Annotated in this window: 14 protein-coding genes; 6 read left to right on the top strand and 8 right to left on the bottom strand. The window is 46.7% G+C overall.

What is annotated here, in order from left to right:
- Nucleotides 1-14: 14 nt before the first annotated feature.
- The 6 genes from mlaE to AOC28_RS00700 form a co-directional block, all read right to left on the bottom strand.
- A complete protein-coding gene (gene mlaE, locus AOC28_RS00725; RefSeq protein ID WP_072582088.1) occupies nucleotides 15-803 on the bottom strand; it encodes a lipid asymmetry maintenance ABC transporter permease subunit MlaE in 789 nt (262 codons plus the stop codon).
- A complete protein-coding gene (locus AOC28_RS00720) occupies nucleotides 800-1654 on the bottom strand; it encodes an ABC transporter ATP-binding protein (RefSeq protein ID WP_072582087.1) in 855 nt (284 codons plus the stop codon). Before AOC28_RS00720 ends, mlaE begins: the two co-directional genes overlap by 4 nt.
- A 10-nt stretch (nucleotides 1655-1664) precedes the next feature.
- The gene (locus tag AOC28_RS00715) at nucleotides 1665-3128 is read right to left on the bottom strand and encodes a glutamate synthase subunit beta (protein WP_072582086.1); all 1464 of its coding nucleotides are present in this window, start codon (nucleotides 3126-3128) and stop codon (nucleotides 1665-1667) included.
- Nucleotides 3129-3175: 47 nt separating this feature from the next.
- Complete coding sequence (locus AOC28_RS00710; RefSeq protein ID WP_072582085.1) at nucleotides 3176-7921, bottom strand: glutamate synthase-related protein; 4746 nt, start codon at nucleotides 7919-7921, stop codon at nucleotides 3176-3178.
- Between the two features lie 194 nt (nucleotides 7922-8115).
- The gene (locus AOC28_RS00705; RefSeq protein ID WP_072582084.1) at nucleotides 8116-8820 is read right to left on the bottom strand and encodes a transposase; all 705 of its coding nucleotides are present in this window, start codon (nucleotides 8818-8820) and stop codon (nucleotides 8116-8118) included.
- Between the two features lie 12 nt (nucleotides 8821-8832).
- A complete protein-coding gene (locus AOC28_RS00700) occupies nucleotides 8833-11169 on the bottom strand; it encodes a penicillin-binding protein 1A (protein ID WP_072582083.1) in 2337 nt (778 codons plus the stop codon).
- Between the two features lie 105 nt (nucleotides 11170-11274).
- Here AOC28_RS00700 and AOC28_RS00695 point away from each other — a divergent pair, with 105 nt between their 5' ends.
- From AOC28_RS00695 to aroB, 4 genes are all read left to right on the top strand, one after another.
- Complete coding sequence (locus AOC28_RS00695; protein WP_072582082.1) at nucleotides 11275-12003, top strand: hypothetical protein; 729 nt, start codon at nucleotides 11275-11277, stop codon at nucleotides 12001-12003.
- 116 nt (nucleotides 12004-12119) lie between these two features.
- Nucleotides 12120-13121, top strand: a complete 1002-nt coding sequence (locus AOC28_RS00690; RefSeq protein WP_237767699.1) for a secretin and TonB N-terminal domain-containing protein — start codon at nucleotides 12120-12122, stop codon at nucleotides 13119-13121.
- 12 nt (nucleotides 13122-13133) lie between these two features.
- Nucleotides 13134-13658 (top strand): shikimate kinase, encoded by a 525-nt coding sequence (locus tag AOC28_RS00685; protein ID WP_072582081.1) that lies wholly within the window; start codon nucleotides 13134-13136, stop codon nucleotides 13656-13658.
- 16 nt (nucleotides 13659-13674) lie between these two features.
- A complete protein-coding gene (gene aroB, locus AOC28_RS00680; RefSeq protein ID WP_237767701.1) occupies nucleotides 13675-14757 on the top strand; it encodes a 3-dehydroquinate synthase in 1083 nt (360 codons plus the stop codon).
- Here aroB and cyaY read toward each other — a convergent pair.
- Nucleotides 14754-15131 (bottom strand): iron donor protein CyaY, encoded by a 378-nt coding sequence (gene cyaY / locus AOC28_RS00675; protein WP_083564192.1) that lies wholly within the window; start codon nucleotides 15129-15131, stop codon nucleotides 14754-14756. The two genes, aroB and cyaY, sit on opposite strands and share 4 nt — an antisense overlap.
- Before the next feature lie 47 nt (nucleotides 15132-15178).
- Between cyaY and AOC28_RS11630 the strand changes: the two genes are divergently transcribed.
- Both AOC28_RS11630 and lysA read left to right on the top strand, forming a co-directional pair.
- Nucleotides 15179-15370 (top strand): lipoprotein, encoded by a 192-nt coding sequence (locus AOC28_RS11630; protein ID WP_072582079.1) that lies wholly within the window; start codon nucleotides 15179-15181, stop codon nucleotides 15368-15370.
- Entirely contained in the window at nucleotides 15370-16668 is a 1299-nt protein-coding gene (gene lysA, locus AOC28_RS00665; RefSeq protein WP_072582078.1) for a diaminopimelate decarboxylase, read from the top strand. Before AOC28_RS11630 ends, lysA begins: the two co-directional genes overlap by 1 nt.
- A gap of 74 nt (nucleotides 16669-16742) precedes the next feature.
- Here the strand turns inward: lysA and AOC28_RS00660 are convergent, their stop codons facing one another.
- A complete protein-coding gene (locus AOC28_RS00660) occupies nucleotides 16743-17468 on the bottom strand; it encodes a c-type cytochrome (protein WP_083564188.1) in 726 nt (241 codons plus the stop codon).
- Nucleotides 17469-17477 lie beyond the last annotated feature (9 nt).

Here is a 17477-nt window from a genome sequence, read left to right as displayed (position 1 = left end):
CCAGTTTATTCTTTCTAATTTGAGAACATCATCGCGGTTAGCAAGAAATCTAATGCTAAAACCGATAAAGAAGAGATAACCACCGTACGAGTAGTGGCTTGCGAAACACCTTCAGGTGTGGGCTTAGATTCATAGCCCTGATATAGGGCAATAAAGGTGACAGCTACACCAAACACCATGCTTTTAATTAAGCCATTGCCAATATCCGAAAACAGATCAACTCCGCCTTGCATCTGCGACCAGAAGGCGCCTGAGTCGACCCCAATCAAAGGCACGCCAACTAGGTAGCCCCCCAGAACGCCGACCGTCGTAAAAATCGTTGCCAAGATTGGCATAGAAATAATGCCGGCCCAAAGCCGTGGCGCAATCACGCGGCCCAAGGGATCGACTGCCATCATTTCCATGGCAGTTAATTGTTCACCAGCCTTCATGAGGCCAATCTCCGCAGTTAAGGAAGTGCCAGCCCTACCGGCAAACAATAAAGCGGTAATGACAGGACCCAACTCACGAGTTAAAGAGAGGGCAACCAATAGCCCAAGCGCTTGCTCCGAACCATAACGATTTAAGGTGTAGTAACCCTGCAAACCTAAAACGAATCCAACAAATAACCCTGAGACTGCAATGATCACAAAAGAATGATTACCAACAAATAAAATTTGATCAATCACTAAACGAGGTCTTTTGAGTAATAATCCAGAGCGTGCGATCACTGCCGCAAACATACGAGCAGCCAAACCCAGACTACTTAAGTTGCGACGTACAAAGAAGCCAAGATCACCAAACAGGTTCAGAAAAGTGGTCATGAGGCACTCACTCCAAAATCCTCTTCCAAGCTTATGCCTGGATAGTGGAAAGGCACAGGGCCATCAGGAGCTGCGTCCAAAAATTGTCTGACAAAAGGATCGGTTGAGCGACTCAACTCATCGGGGGTGCCTTCTGCGCCAATGCGACCATTCGCAATGAAATATACGTAATCAGCAATGGCAAAAGTCTCTTCAACATCGTGCGTCACCAATAAACTCGTGGCTCCCAAGGCATTATTCAGATCACGAATTAAGCGCGCTGTAATGCCAAGAGAGATAGGATCCAGACCAGCAAATGGCTCGTCATACATGATAAGGGGTGGATCTAAAGCAATTGCTCTAGCGAGGGCAACACGCCTTGCCATACCACCAGAAATTTGTGAAGGCATTAAGTCTCTTGCGCCGCGCAAACCAACTGCATTCAATTTCATGAGCACCAAGGAGTGCAATAGCTCTTCACTGAGATTTGTATGTTCGCGCAGAGGAAAGGCAACGTTTTCAAAAACACTCAGGTCGGTGAACAAAGCGCCAAACTGAAAAAGCATTCCCATGCGACGACGGGCAGCCATCAACTCAGCACCATTCATCTTGCCAATGTCTTGACCTTCAAATAGAACTTGACCTGATTGAGCATTAAATTGCCCGCCGATCAAACGAAGGATAGTGGTCTTGCCACAGCCGGAACCACCCATGACAGCCACTACCTGGCCACGTCGAAACTCCATATTGAGTCCAGACAGAATCTGCCGCTCACCTGGAGCATAGGAAAAGTTGACGTCTTTAATAGAGACGACAACTTCTCCTGCAGCTTGCTTGTTTACATCCAAAGAGTTTGGCTGGTCACTGTTCATATCCCCGATATTATCGGGGTAAAACAGATGACCCCATTAAATACTGGTCTACTGCTTGGGCGCACTGACGACCCTCACGAATTGCCCAAACTACCAAAGACTGTCCGCGACGCATGTCACCAGCAGCAAATACCTTGGGAACGTTCGTTTGATAGGCATTTTGACCATCAACAGTTGCTTTTGCATTGCCGCGAGCATCTTTCTCAACGCCAAACGCATTCAATACCTGCTGAACTGGAGATACAAAACCCATGGCCAAGAGCACTAAATCTGCCTTAATTTCGAATTCTGAGTTTGGTACTTCTGCCATCTTGCCGTCTTTCCACTCCAGACGAACACCAATCAATTTCTCAACTTTGCCGTTTTTGCCCTCAAAACGCTTGGTTCCAACAGACCAGTCACGATTACAACCTTCTTCATGCGAAGAGGATGTACGTAATTTTGTTGGCCAATATGGCCAAACTAACGGGGTGTTCTCAACTTCTGGAGGCTGAGGGAGCAATTCAAACTGAGTAATCTTGGTTGCGCCGTGACGATTTGATGTTCCAACGCAATCTGAACCCGTGTCACCACCGCCAATAACCACTACATGCTTATCAGTTGCACGAATTTCATTTTTGAAATCGCCAGCATTTTCTTTATTTTGCGGAATCAGGAATTCCAACGCATAGTGCACGCCAGCCAACTCACGACCTGGAACCGGTAAATCACGTGGCTGCTCTGCACCACCGGTGATTACTACCGCATCAAAGTCTTTCATCAACTGCTCAGGAGAAACTGTCTTATTGGAGTAATTTTTTACTTCGGCACCAATCGCCTCTTTACCAACGAAAACACCGGTCTCAAATTTAACGCCTTCAGCTTGCATCTGCTCAACACGACGATCAATCAACCACTTTTCCATCTTGAAATCAGGAATACCGTAACGCAGTAAGCCCCCAACACGATCATTCTTTTCAAATACAGTTACGTCGTGACCAACGCGCGCCAATTGCTGTGCAGCCGCCATACCCGCTGGGCCACCACCAACAACTGCGATTTTTTTACCAGTCTTCGTTTTAGAAGGTTGCGGCTTAACCCAACCATTTTCCCAACCTTTATCAATAATGGCGTGCTCAATAGACTTGATACCGACTGCAGTGCTATTGATCCCTAAAGTACAAGCAGCTTCACAAGGAGCCGGGCAAATACGACCAGTAAATTCTGGGAAGTTATTGGTTGATTGCAAAACATCTAATGCGTTCTTCCAATCATTATGAAATACCAAGTCATTGAAATCAGGAATGATGTTATTAACTGGGCAGCCGTTATTACAAAACGGGATACCGCAATCCATACAACGTGCGCCTTGAATCTTCGCCTCTTCATCAGTTAATGCCGCCACAAACTCTTTGTAATGATGGAGGCGTTTAACCGGCGCTTCGTACGTCTCGCCGACGCGCTCAAACTCCATAAATCCAGTGACCTTACCCATATCGAATCCTTAGTATCTTTTCTTAATGTCTTTATTAATTAAGTGGCTTATGCCGCAACAGTTTTGTTCTGAGCCTTTTCCCACAATTCACCTAGAGCACGCTTGTACTCAGTTGGAAGAACCTTCACAAAGCGACTGCGGGTATTTTCCCAATCAGCCAAGATTGCCTTAGCTCGCTCAGAGCCAGTGTGACGGAAATGAAGTTCAATCAAGCCCTTCAAAATTTGCTCGTCCGTCAAACGCTCACCGCCATCTTTGACATCGATAGGGGCATGCCATTCAGACTTCGGCATCTTGGCAATTTGCTCAGCAGAAGGCAGCACTTTTTCTAGCGTTGCCATGCTGGTATTGCAACGCTTATCGAACAATCCATCCTCGTCGTAAACGTAAGCAATGCCACCACTCATACCTGCAGCAAAGTTACGGCCTGTCGCGCCCAATACAACCACCGTTCCACCAGTCATGTACTCACAACCGTGGTCACCAGTGCCTTCAACAACTGTTGTAGCACCAGAGTTACGGACTGCGAAACGCTCACCAGCTACACCATTAAAGAAGGCTTCACCTGCAATTGCGCCGTAAAGAACGGTATTGCCAACGATGATGTTCTTAGCGGTATCTCCACGGAACTCATGAGGAGCACGAACAATCACACGCCCCCCTGATAAACCTTTACCAACGTAGTCATTGCCATCACCCACTAAATCCAATGTGATGCCACGCGCTAAAAAGGCTGCAAAGCTTTGACCAGCCGTGCCATTCAATTGAATATGAATCGTGTCATCCGGTAAACCTGCATGACCATAACGCTGGGCAACCTCTCCTGAAAGCATTGCGCCAACGGTACGGTTCACGTTCTTCACCGGAACAATGAAGGAAACCTTCTCGCCACGCTCTAATGCAGGCTCACTCTTCTCGATCAAGATATTGTCAAGCGCACTAGCTAGGCCATGATCTTGAATTAACACTTGGTAACGTGGGACTTCGCTTGCTACTTGTGGTTCAACAAATATCTTGCTGAAATCCAAGCCATGCACTTTCCAGTTTTCAATACCTTTACGGGTATCCAACAAATCAACGCGACCAATTAAGTCATCAAACTTACGAATGCCAAGTTGCGCCATGATCTCGCGAGCTTCTTCAGCGATAAAGAAGAAGAAATTCACCACATGCTCAGGTTTGCCGGAGAATTTCTTACGCAGTTCCGGATCTTGAGTTGCAACACCAACTGGGCAGGTATTCAAATGACACTTACGCATCATGATGCAACCCTCAACCACCAATGGCGCTGTCGCAAAACCAAACTCGTCTGCACCTAACAAAGCGCCAATCACTACGTCACGGCCTGTTTTCATCTGACCATCAGCCTGAACACGAATACGGCTGCGCAAACCATTGAGAACCAATGTTTGCTGGGTTTCAGCCAAGCCGAGCTCCCATGGGGAGCCGGCGTGCTTGATTGAAGACAATGGAGATGCACCAGTACCGCCATCATGACCAGCGATCACAACGTGGTCTGCCTTAGCTTTTGCCACACCAGCAGCAATAGTTCCAACACCGACCTCAGATACCAACTTCACAGAAACGTCAGCCTTTGGATTAACATTCTTCAAGTCATGAATCAATTGAGCAATATCCTCAATCGAATAAATATCATGGTGCGGAGGAGGAGAAATCAAACCAACACCCGGCACAGAGAAACGTAACTTACCGATGTAATCAGATACTTTTCCACCAGGCAACTGACCACCTTCACCAGGCTTAGCGCCTTGGGCCATTTTTATCTGAATCTGATCTGCAGAGCGTAAATACTCAGTAGTCACACCAAAACGACCAGAAGCAACCTGCTTAATTTTGGAGCGCAATGAGTCGCCATCCAACAATGGAATATTGGCTTCAACCACATCGCTACCCAAGATGCTAGCTAAAGTCTCGCCCTTCTTAATTGGAATGCCCTTGAGCTCGTTCACATAACGATTTGGATCTTCGCCACCCTCACCAGTATTAGACTTACCGCCAATACGGTTCATGGCGATTGCTAAAGTGGCATGGGCCTCTGTAGAAATCGAGCCCAAAGACATCGCGCCAGTTGCAAAACGTTTAACGATTTCTTTTGCAGATTCCACTTCATCCAATGGAATCGCTTTTGCTGGATCGAGCTTGAATTCAAACAAACCACGCAAAGTCATTTGACGCTTGGTTTGATCATTGATGATGTTGGCGTACTCTTTATAAGTCTGATAGCCCTTCTCAGCACCAATGCGTGTGGAGTGTTGCAACTTAGCAATCGTGTCTGGGGTCCACATATGATTCTCGCCACGAATACGGAAAGCATATTCGCCACCAGCATCAAGCATATTGGTTAAAACTGGATCGTTACCAAATGCAGCTGTATGCATACGTAAAGCTTCTTCAGCCACCTCAAATACCCCGATACCACCCACATTTGATGGGGTGCCTTTGAAGTACTGATCAATGATGTCGTGATTTAAACCAATCGCTTCAAAAATCTGTGAACCGGTGTAGGACATGTAAGTGGAGATGCCCATTTTGGACATGACCTTTTGCAGACCCTTGCCTACAGCTTTTACAAAGTTCTTCACTGCTTTTTCAGCAGATAAATCTCCAGACAATCCTTTAGCCATTTCAGCCAACGTTTCCATAGCGAGGTATGGATGAATGGCTTCTGCACCATAACCAGCCAAGAGTGCAAAGTGATGAGTCTCACGTGCACTGCCAGTTTCAACTACTAAGCCAACGCTGGTGCGCAAACCTTTTTGCACCAAATGCTGATGGATAGCAGAAGTTGCCAACAAAGCCGGAATGGCGACATGCTTCTCGTCAACCTGACGATCGCTCACGATCAAAATGTTGTAGCCAGAACGTACGGCATCTGCAGCTTCAGCACACAAAGAAGCTAAGCGAGCTTCAATGCCAGCTTTGCCCCATGACGCTGGATAGCAAATATCCAATTCGTAAGAGCGGAACTTGCCGTTAGTGTAGTGACCAATGTGGCGAATCTTGGTGATGTCATCAAAATCCAAAATTGGCTGACTAACTTCTAAACGCATTGGCGGGTTAATGTTATTGGTATCTAATAGATTAGGCTTGGGCCCAATAAAAGAAACTAAAGACATCACCATATTCTCGCGAATAGAGTCGATTGGAGGATTAGTCACCTGTGCAAATAATTGCTTAAAGTAGTTATAGAGAGGCTTGTCCTTATTGGAAAGAACAGCCAATGGGCTGTCATTACCCATTGAACCAATAGCTTCTTCACCATTCATGGCCATTGGAGCCATCAAGAATTTAATGTCTTCTTGCGTATAACCAAATGCCTGTTGACGGTCTAATAATTTAGCTGCTGGACGAATAGTCGTTTTCTCGTCAATTAAGTCTGCCTTGCTGGCATCGACTTCATCTAACTTCACACGAACCGCATCGATCCAGCTCTTATATGGCTTGGCTTTAGAAACGGCATTCTTCAGTTCAACGTCATCAATGATGCGACCTTGCTCCATGTCGATCATAAACATCTTGCCTGGCTGCAAACGCCATTTTTGAACGATCTTGCTTTCAGGAATCGGCAACACACCTGCTTCAGAGCCCATGATGACCAAGTCATCGTCGGTTACGTAATAACGTGCTGGACGCAAACCATTGCGGTCCAAGGTTGCGCCAATTTGACGACCATCAGTAAATGCCATCGCCGCAGGTCCATCCCATGGCTCCATCATTGCCGCGTGATATTCGTAGAAGGCACGACGATTGTCATCCATCAATGCATGCTGTTCCCATGCCTCAGGAATCATCATCATCATGGCTTGAGCTAATGGGTAGCCAGACATCACCAGCAACTCCAAGCAGTTATCAAAGCACGCAGTGTCTGACTGACCTGGGTAAATCAATGGCCAGAGTTTTTGCAAATCATCGCCAAGCACTGGGGAGCTAATCGCGCCCTCACGTGCATTGACCCAATTGACGTTACCTTTAACAGTGTTGATCTCACCATTGTGCGCAATCATGCGATACGGATGCGCTAATTCCCATGCAGGGAAAGTATTAGTAGAGAAACGTTGATGCACTAAAGCAAGCGCGGATACAGTGCGCTTGTCTTGCAAGTCTTGGTAATAAGCACCGACTTGATTCGCCAACAGCAAACCCTTGTAAACAATGGTTCTAGCGGACATTGATGCAACGAAATATTCTTTACCGTGCTTCAAATGCAAATCTTGAATTGCATGACTTGCTGTTTTACGAATCACATACAACTTACGCTCGAGCGCATCGGTTGTCATGATGTCGCGGCCACGGCCAATAAAAATTTGACGGATAAATGGCTCGGTCATTTGCACTGTTGGTGACATCGGTAATTTCACATCTACCGGAACATCTCTCCAACCTAAGACTACCTGACCTTCTAGACGAACAGTGCGCTCTAATTCTTGTTCGCAAGCTAAACGTGAAGCATGCTCTTTCGGCAAGAAAATCATGCCAACGCCATACTCACCTAAGGGTGGCAAGGTCACGCCTTGCTTTGCCATTTCTTCGCGATACAAAGTATCTGGAATCTGAATCAAGATACCGGCACCATCACCCATTAGAGGATCGGCACCTACCGCTCCCCGGTGATCTAGATTCTCAAGAATCTGTAAACCCTGAGAAACGATCTCATGAGATTTCTTACCTTTGATATGTGCAACGAATCCTACGCCGCAAGCGTCATGCTCATTACTAGGGTCATATAAACCTTGAGCGATAGGGCGAAGATCTGTATTTAATTTTGTAGTCATAGTATTTCCGAGGGGCGACAAAGGCCTAATTACTTTTGGAGGATCCAATATAGGTGAATACCCACACCGATGCAATAGAAATAAAATGAGTCTGTCACATTTATTTAGATGTCGCACCAATATGAATTTTGTATATGGGGACAGAGTCGTAATATTCAATACCCTATTTGAAGTATAGGGAAACTATTAATTACCTAAGTAATTGAATTTAAAGAATTAATTTTTCTAGGGCGCCCACGGTGGCGAATTAATGCAAGCTCTGGAGCGTCTTTAAAGAGCTTTTTGGCATAAATATCACTGACCCAAGGTTTGGATCGCAATAGAGATTCTGTGATTTGGCGGTCTTCCCAGTGAGGTGCGCCCTCTTTTACAAAGTTCGACCAGCTCATCTGCCTCTCAAAAGGGGTATTACCCAACCTCCAAAAATGCTGATGATCTACCAACCAAGGCTCTGCATTACCACCAACGTGGGTTACAAAACTCGTCCATGTAGAGCTTTGGGGGGTGGATTCATATCCAGATCTCACCGGATTGAGCTCTATATAACGCTGGCAGCGTAAAAAATAATCCGGGTCAATCAAAGACGAGCGATAGCGCCCCTCCCAAATAGTTCCAGAGCGGCGGTGCTGTTGATTGAAGTACTGGGCATAACGACGGCCAAGAGACTGCATTGTTTTAGCAAGCGAATCTTCGCTTTGGGGAGTCATGAGCAAATGCACATGGTTAGGCATTAAAGCAAACGCATGCACAGCACAACCAAACTGCCTCGCTGCTTCACGCAACCACTCTAGATAAGTACGACGATCTTCATCGGCAAAGAAAATGGTTTCACGATTATTGCCGCGGACCATCACATGCATTGCTTGGCCTGGTATTACTGTGCGAGCTTGCCGTGCCATGTTGAAAACGAACTATTGCAGTTCGCGCACACCGCCGTTAGTAGAGAAGTCCGGGATAAACCAGTCACCATCAACTTGCGTTACGCCGCTTGGCACTTCGCGGGAGATCTGAGGGCTATCTTTTAACGCAGTCGCCATATAAGAAATCCACATTGGCAAAGCAAGTCCGCCACCAGTCTCTCGATCCCCCAAACTCGCAGGCTTATCAAAGCCAATCCATGCAATCGCAACTACCTTAGGGTTATAGCCAGCAAACCAGGCATCGTGCGAATCATTCGTTGTACCTGTTTTACCTGCAATGTCGCTTCGCCCCAACTTACCACGCGCAGAGGCTGCAGTACCCGTCTTGGTGACTTCTTGCAGCATGCTATCCATCACAAATGCAGTGCGCGCATCCAATACACGAGGCGCATCTTCACCCGCATGCGTAGGCTTTGCTTCGAACATGACGGTGCCTTTAGAGTCCACCATCTTGTCAATCAAGAATGGATCTACACGATAACCGCCATTGGCAAACACACTATAAGCAGAGGCCATCTGCAACGGCGTTACAGAACCCGCGCCCAAAGCCATTGTTAAGTAAGGGGGGTGCTTTTCTGGCTCAAAGCCAAAACGCTGAATATATTCTTGCGCATAAGAAGGGCCGATGGCGCGAATAATGCGAACCGAGACTAAGTTCTTTGATTTTGCCAAGGCATTGCGCAAGCGCATCATGCCGTCGTATTTACCATCGTAGTTTTTTGGCTCCCAAGCCTGACTACCAGTCTCCATACCGCCAATGGATAAAGGTGCATCGTTCACCATCGTGCTTGGGGTAAAGCCTTTTTCAATGGCGGCAGCATAGATAAAAGGCTTGAATGAGGAACCGGGCTGACGCAATGCTTGCGTCACGTGATTGAACTGATTACGACGGAAATCAAAGCCGCCTACTAAGGACAAAATTGCACCGGTCTCTGCATTCATGGAGACAAAAGCAGCTTCAACTTGCGGGAGTTGAGCCAACTTCCAGACTCCCCCATCCGATAACAAACGAACTATAGCACCTGGGCGTAAGCGTTTTTTGGGCTGAGTACTATCAGTAATAGAGGCAGCCGCCAACTTCATGCCTTCACCTTTAATAGTGATGGTGTCACCAGTCGAAATCATGACTTGCATTTCTTTTGGCTTCACATCGAGCACGACACCAGACTGCAAATCATCTAACTGCGGGTAAGCAAGTAATGCCTCGTCAATCGCGCGCTGGCGTTTCACAGAGTCTTCAGGAAGATCGATAAAACCCTCTGGGCCACGATAAGCATGCCGTAAATCGTATTCAAAAATTCCACGTCGCACTGCTTTGTAAGCGGCATCTTGATCGGCCTTCAAGATGGTCGTATAGACTTCGATCCCTTGTGAATAGATTGCCTCGCCATACTGCGTGAAAAGTAATTGACGAACCATTTCAGCGGGGAAGTCAGCGCGAACCGCGAACTCATTGCCCAAGCCGCGAATATGCAATTCTTCAATCATCGCTTTTTGGTATTCCTCTGGCGTGATGTAACCCAGATCGCGCATGCGCTGAAGAATGTACTCTTGACGAATCTTGGCGCGGCGGTAGTTAGTCACTGGGTTATAAGCCGAAGGCGCCTTAGGCAGTCCAGCCAGCATTGCGGCTTGAGCAATGCTGATGTCCTTCAATTCAATGCCAAAGTAAATTTGCGCTGCGCTTGAGAAACCAAAAGCTCTTTGACCCAAGAAAATTTGGTTCATATAAATCTCTAAAATCTTGTCTTTAGTCAGTTGAGATTCAATCTCCCACGCCAAAAGAATTTCGTAAATCTTGCGGCTAAATGTCTTCTCGTTACTTAAGAAGAAATTTCTTGCCACCTGCATTGTGATGGTTGAAGCGCCCTGAGCCAAATGTCCGCGGAGATTGGCAACCCCCGCTCTAAGAACCCCAACGTAGTCAACCCCGCCATGGGAATAGAAACGATCGTCCTCTGTAGCAATAACGGCGTTTCGCATTGCCATCGGAATTTGATTTAGCGGGATGACTTTGCGACGCTCTTCACCAAACTCACCAATCAATACCTTGTCGGCGGTGTAAATCCGCAGAGGTGTTTTTGGGTTGTAATCAGTTAAAGCGGAAATTTTTGGCAAATTCGGCTTGGCAATTAAAAAAGCATAACCAAGGAGCAGTGATAGGGCTATCGCGCCTACAGCGGCAACAATGAGTAAAGCCTTTATTAGAGGACTTCCTAATGAATTTCTTGGCAAGCCAGGCTCAACTCGTGAATTCCGAGGGCGTCTATCGGATGGACGAATGGGGCGCTGATTCAGCGGCGGCTTGTCTTTTGGAGGTAAGGCCATATGTCCAAATTATAGGGCGCTTAGGCAAATTCCTTAAAAGCTCCAAAACCCCCGTCCGGCCCATAGACAAGATCTAATTTCTGACGGTGGGTTCAATCTAGGCTGATGGATTTTCAGCACCCAAAACAGAAGAATATGGGAATGCCTGCGCGCCATATTTCCAGCCAATCTTTTGATGAAATTCTGAGTGATCTCGGCGATGATCCAGCCATCCCCGACCCCCATGGAATACGCAAGCCCCCTCCCCAACAAGGCGCACCCCATAGAGCTCCAAGCGAAGGCAAAAGCAATCCCTTTACGGAGTCCTTAAATCCTATTCAGATCCGCAATTCACTCCAAGGAATTGCACTTCCAATCGCCTTGATTGGCGTCTTGCTGGCAGCAATTATGGGATTTTTTGTGACCTACACCTCACTGAATAAGCAATCCCAAGATGCTTTGGAGGCATCCCAACAACAGCTTTTGGAATTGAAAAAAGAGATACTATTAACGCGCGATCAAATTAACCAAAATCAGGATGAGCTATATCTAGCAATTGATGAAATAGAAGTAAGTATTCACTCTTTAAATGAAAGAAAGACTGAAACAAGAGCCCCGAACAGGCCGCAAGCACCAACCCATGAGTCGGAGCTACACCGCTGGCGCTACCTTGGCACGTCCCAAATAGGCAATGCCCAGCAAGCCTATTTTCATACAGGGAAAAGCCATCTTGCCTTTGAGAAGGGGGCGCAGGTTTTAGGGGAATGGCGCCTAAGTTCTATCGAAAAATCACTAGTGACCCTAATGCATCCCCAAGGCAAATCTGTGGTTCTGAGGGCTTCAAAAAGCGAATGAAGCTCAGCCTAAATAACCCCCAGAAATACTTCAAACTGCTCACCTGTTGGTTAGCTGTATTGATGCTTTTATCCAGCAATACAGCAATGAGTAATACGCCCTCACAAAATCATTTCATGACCCCTATTAGCCTGCAATTTACCGATATTGAATTAACTGAACTTTTAGAAACTATGGCGAAATTGGGTAATACCAATTTCTTATTAAGCGAATCCATTAAGGGGAAGATCTCTATAGACCTTAGAAATACACCCTGGCAAACAGCCCTTCACTCCATTCTGGCGAGCCGCGGCTTAAGACTGGTGCGCAACGGAGAAATCTACTGGATTGGGCCTCACGCAGAAATCCAAGCCTTTCAGAAGTTCCGGCGTGAAGATGCCGCCCTTCCTTTTGGTGGAGACCACATTAATAGTCCAAGGCAAATCCTCATAGAAGCTCGAATAGTTGAGGCTGATGAACGCTTTGCCCGTGAGCTAGGGGTCAAGCTGGGATATCAAGCTAATGGTGTTGGGGATAAAGCAGATCAAAAATTGATTGGCAGCATGGATCTGGGTGGCGCTGGTTTGAGTGGTTTTAATCCAGCAACCATGGCCGCAACCTTAGTCTCCAGAAATGGGAGCCGTATTCTGCAGGCAGAACTATCTGCGCTTGAATCTGAAGGTCAGGGAAAGATTCTTTCCAACCCTCGCATCATGACTGGCGACCAAGTAAAGGCAACCATTGAGCAAGGCACAGAACTGCCCTATCAAACCTCGAATCAAAATGGCAGCAAGTTGCAATTTAGAAAGGCAAACCTTCGTCTAGAGGTTTTGCCAAAAATCCATCCAGACGGAAAGATATCAATGCTAGTGGGCATTAATAAGGACACTGTAGGCATGAAAACAGAACAGGGATATGCCATTGACACCAAAAGCCTGAGCTCAGAGGTCACCGTTGAAAATGGCGGGACAGCCATCATTGGCGGCATTTTCCAAACTACCGAACGGGAAGACGAAGTCAAAATCCCACTCTTAGGCGATATACCCCTCATTGGTCATTTTTTTCGCCATAAATCTAAATTACAAGATAAAACCGAGCTACTTGTCTTTTTAACTCCGACCGTTCTCGACAAACCCTAATAAAATCGGAGGGTGAACTCCTCGACAAACAATATCTTTCTAATCGGCCTCATGGGCGCTGGGAAGTCGACCGTCGGTAAAGTCTTGGCAAAAAAATTAGGTCGTCGCTTTCTAGATGCCGACCATGTCATTGAAGAGCGCTGTGGCGTAAAAATCCCGGTCATCTTTGAAATGGAAGGTGAGGAAGGATTTCGCAAAAGAGAGACGCAAGCCATCCGTGAAATTACTGCCGAGCAAGATATTATTTTGGCAACCGGCGGTGGCGCTGTTCTCTCACCAGAAAATCGGCAGGCATTAAGTGAAGGTGGCACCGTGATTTATCTTCACGCAAACCCAATTGAACTTTGGCATCGCACCAAAGGTGGCGAGGGTCGCCCCTTATTAAAAAATGGGGATGCCAAAAAGATTTTAGAAAACCTGTATGCCGTTCGCGATCCTTTGTATCGTCAAATCGCTGACCATGTGATTGAGACTGGCAAGCCCAGCGTTAATCAACTAGTCAACACCTTAATCATGCAGCTTGAACTTTCCGCTTAAATACATTGGCACTATGATGAAAACACTTGAAGTTGATCTTGGCAATCGCAGTTACCCAATTTATATTGGCAAAGATCTGATTGATCAAGCAAGCTTATTTAAGGCCTGCGAAAAAGCAACTTCTATTTACATCGTAAGTAACACTACGGTTGCTCCTCTCTATGCCGAGCGCCTGACTGAAACGCTCAGCACTTTTGGGAAGCCTGTTAGAACAATTGTTCTACCTGATGGCGAGTCATATAAAGACTGGAAAAATCTGCAGTTGATTTTTGATGACCTTTTAAAATTTGGCGCTGATCGCCATACCATGTTGGTTGCTTTGGGTGGTGGCGTAATAGGCGATATGACTGGATTTGCTGCCGCTAGCTTTATGCGCGGCATTCGCTTTATCCAAGTTCCCACTACCTTGCTTGCTCAGGTGGACTCTTCCGTTGGGGGCAAGACTGGTATCAATCATCCGCTAGGTAAAAATATGATTGGCGCCTTTCATCAGCCGGCCGCTGTGATTGCCGATCTAAATACTTTAAAGACTCTACCTCCGAGAGAGCTGTCTGCTGGTCTTGCTGAAGTTGTAAAGCATGGTGCTATTGCCGATGCCCAATTCTTAGAATGGATTGAATCCAATGCAGCCCCACTGCTTGCCTGCGACACAGAAGCAATGGGGCATGCCGTTTTACGTTCCTGTGAAATTAAATCGGCAGTGGTTTCTGCCGATGAAAGAGAGGGCGGTATCCGTGCAACTCTCAATTTTGGTCATACCTTTGGTCACGCAATTGAAGCGGGTATGGGCTACGGAGAATGGTTACATGGTGAAGCTGTTGGATGCGGCATGGTGATGGGAGCAGATCTATCGCGTCGACTCAATTACATTAGCGACGCTGATGTTCAGCGCCTCACCAAAATCATCCAATCTATGAATTTACCCATTACACCGCCAAAGTTTGGTGCGGGGCGCTATATGGAGCTCATGCAAGTTGATAAAAAAACTGAGGGCGGGCAAATCCGTTACGTCGTTTTAGAAAAAATTGGTAAAGCCCAGATTAAAAGCGTAGCGGATGCGCAAGTGATTGAAACTCTAAGTGCTACTGGCGCAGCTTAAATCAAGCCAATTTTGAGTGCTTGACCAGCTTGAGCGCTCGCAAACTCAGTCAAGTCGCTCAATAACTCTTTCCCTGTCTTGGTATCCAGCCACAAGGGTTGTGCCATCGTGCCAGCCCAGCGATAGTGATAACCGCCAGATTTGGCAGCAACCCAAATCTCATGCAAAGGTGGTTGGGTATTGATCACAATGACACTTTTATCCTTAAAACGAATATTGATCACATTCCCACCCTGGCGCTCGATATCCAAGTCGAGATCCAACGCATCATCAGCAGCCTCCAATGCCACCTCTATAGATTGCAATAAATTGCTTCCTAGCTGATAAAACTGCTTGTCATCAATGGTTTCTACGCCTGGATTATTTGGATTCATACCGGAGTCCTGCATGCTATATTCAATCATTCGTTTTAGAGACATTCATGATAGCGATTCTTAATAGAACCCTCTGCTTTAGCCTTCTAATATCCCTTTTTGGGTGTGGGGTAAGGGGACCTCTATATATGCCAAATGTGCCGCCAGTTCCGCCTGCTCCTTCAGAGCCAGAACCCAAAGGCAAGCTATACCCACCTCAAACCTCTGCTAGCCCAAGCAACTCTTCATCGGCCAAGTAATGACAAGCAAAGCAATTCCCCTTCCTAAGTTATCTGGGTTTACTGAACGCGATGGCAATTGGTACGCCGAAGAAATTCCGCTCGCAGATTTAGCACAAGCATTTGGTACGCCGCTGTATATCTATAGCAAAAAAGCATTGACTGAAGCCTACCAGGCCTACGATAAGGCCTGTGTTGATGGCAGTGGTAAACGTCGTGCTCGCGTGCACTACGCCATGAAAGCCAATAGCAATTTAGCGGTGATTGATTGCTTTAAAAAACTGGGCGCCGGATTCGACTTAGTGAGTGGCGGTGAGTTAGCTCGTGCATTAGCAATTGGCGCAGATCCAAAGAGCTTGGTATTTGCCGGCGTAGGTAAATCTGCCGCCGAGATCGCCACTGCCCTCAAGGCTGGCGTCAAATGCATCAACGTAGAATCGATTGCTGAACTACACAAAATTAATCGCGTAGCCACTGAACTCAATTGCCGCGCCCCAATTTCTTTGCGTGTTAATCCTGATGTAGATGCACAAACCCATCCCTATATTTCTACTGGACTTAAGGGCAATAAATTTGGTATCGCCTATCACGAGGTTTTAAAAACCTATCGCGAAGCATCGCAACTCTCTCAAATTGATGTTGTGGGTATTGATTGTCATATTGGTTCACAGATCACTACTACCGCCCCCTATTTAGACGCGCTGGATAAAGTCTTAGATCTTGTCGCGCAGTTAAAGAAGGAAGGCATTGTCATTCACCATCTTGATCTCGGTGGTGGTCTTGGCATTTCTTATAGCGATGAAACTCCGCCAGACATTACTGACTTTACGAACACCCTGTTGAATCGAGTGGCTGAGCGTGGTTTTGGTCACCTAGACGTTGTGCTTGAGCCAGGCAGATCATTGGTGGGCAATGCTGGCGTGTTACTAACCACCGTGGAGTATTTAAAGCCTGGCGCTGAAAAGAACTTCTGCATTGTTGATGCCGCTATGACCGAACTGATGCGCCCCGCCCTATATGAAGCACATCATGGAATAGTGCCCGTACAAAAGAAGGTAGCAAAAGCATTGACCTATGACATCGTTGGTCCTGTTTGCGAATCTGGCGACTGGCTGGGAAGAGATCGCCATCTTGCAGTAGAAGAGGGTGACCTTCTGGCTATTCTGTCTGCTGGCGCTTATGGTTTTGTAATGGCGTCCAACTACAACACACGCCCTAAACCCGCAGAGATTATGGTTGACGGAAAAAATGCTTACGTGATTCGTGCCCGTGAAAAAACTACTGACTTGTTTTCATCGGAAACAGTTTTGCCAAATTAATAATCCGCAAAAGTTTTAGACAATAAAAAACCCCGCTGAAGTAGCGGGGTTTTTTGTTTTAATGCTTTAGCTTATTAATGCAAACCTGCGATGTAATCGGCCACCGCTTTCATTTCTTTATCCGAAAGCTTTGAAGCAATCGTTGTCATTTGACTACTGTTGGTGCGCACGCCTTCACGGAACGCTAGCAACTGGGCATTACTGTATTCAGCCCATTGACCACCTAGGAGCGGGTACTGAGCAGGAATACCAGCGCCTGTTGGGCTGTGGCAGGCAGCACAAGCTGGAACGCCTTTTGCTGCAATACCGCCACGATAAATACTTTGGCCTAATGCGATTGTTTCTTTATCTTGAGCAACACCCTGGGAGATTGGCTGCTTAGATAAAAAAGCGGAGATATTTTGCATATCTTCTTGAGTCAAAGTAGCTGCCATACCCATCATGATTGGATTTGCGCGAGTGCCTTCTTTAAAGTTTTTCAACTGCTTTGTGAGGTACGCAGCATGCTGTGCGGAAAGCTTTGGCCATGTACCAATCGCACTTTGACCTTTAGGGCCATGGCAAGTGATACAGGCGGTTACGCCACGAGTTGCATCGCCATTTGAATACAGTGCTTCACCCGCGGCCGGATCAACCTTAGGCTTACCTGGAACTTCTGCTTTAGCTTCTGGAGCGGCTGCCATAGGAGCAGCATCGGCAGCAAAAGCTGCACCAGATACGCCGATCAGAGCGAAAATGGAGAGAACCGCAAAACCAGCCCGTAAGCTAGTTAATTTGGAGATTTGAGAGGTTTGACGCATTATGTTTAC

The sequence above is a fragment of the Polynucleobacter sp. MWH-Adler-W8 genome, assembly GCF_001889925.1.
Lineage (GTDB): Bacteria > Pseudomonadota > Gammaproteobacteria > Burkholderiales > Burkholderiaceae > Polynucleobacter.
The sequence above is the reverse complement of the archived record's forward strand: the minus strand, read 5'-3'. Positions and strand labels throughout refer to the sequence as shown.

What these genes read in the sequence shown, in the direction of transcription:
- mlaE (WP_072582088.1), bottom strand. Translation starts at nt 803, where the DNA reads ATGACCACTTTTCTGAACCTGTTTGGTGATCTTGGCTTCTTTGTACGT.
- AOC28_RS00720 (WP_072582087.1), bottom strand. Translation starts at nt 1,654, where the DNA reads ATGAACAGTGACCAGCCAAACTCTTTGGATGTAAACAAGCAAGCTGCA.
- AOC28_RS00715 (WP_072582086.1), bottom strand. Translation starts at nt 3,128, where the DNA reads ATGGGTAAGGTCACTGGATTTATGGAGTTTGAGCGCGTCGGCGAGACG.
- AOC28_RS00710 (WP_072582085.1), bottom strand. Translation starts at nt 7,921, where the DNA reads ATGACTACAAAATTAAATACAGATCTTCGCCCTATCGCTCAAGGTTTA.
- AOC28_RS00705 (WP_072582084.1), bottom strand. Translation starts at nt 8,820, where the DNA reads ATGGCACGGCAAGCTCGCACAGTAATACCAGGCCAAGCAATGCATGTG.
- AOC28_RS00700 (WP_072582083.1), bottom strand. Translation starts at nt 11,169, where the DNA reads ATGGCCTTACCTCCAAAAGACAAGCCGCCGCTGAATCAGCGCCCCATT.
- AOC28_RS00695 (WP_072582082.1), top strand. Translation starts at nt 11,275, where the DNA reads ATGGATTTTCAGCACCCAAAACAGAAGAATATGGGAATGCCTGCGCGC.
- AOC28_RS00690 (WP_237767699.1), top strand. Translation starts at nt 12,120, where the DNA reads ATGACCCCTATTAGCCTGCAATTTACCGATATTGAATTAACTGAACTT.
- aroB (WP_237767701.1), top strand. Translation starts at nt 13,675, where the DNA reads ATGAAAACACTTGAAGTTGATCTTGGCAATCGCAGTTACCCAATTTAT.
- cyaY (WP_083564192.1), bottom strand. Translation starts at nt 15,131, where the DNA reads ATGAATCCAAATAATCCAGGCGTAGAAACCATTGATGACAAGCAGTTT.
- AOC28_RS11630 (WP_072582079.1), top strand. Translation starts at nt 15,179, where the DNA reads ATGATAGCGATTCTTAATAGAACCCTCTGCTTTAGCCTTCTAATATCC.
- lysA (WP_072582078.1), top strand. Translation starts at nt 15,370, where the DNA reads ATGACAAGCAAAGCAATTCCCCTTCCTAAGTTATCTGGGTTTACTGAA.
- AOC28_RS00660 (WP_083564188.1), bottom strand. Translation starts at nt 17,468, where the DNA reads ATGCGTCAAACCTCTCAAATCTCCAAATTAACTAGCTTACGGGCTGGT.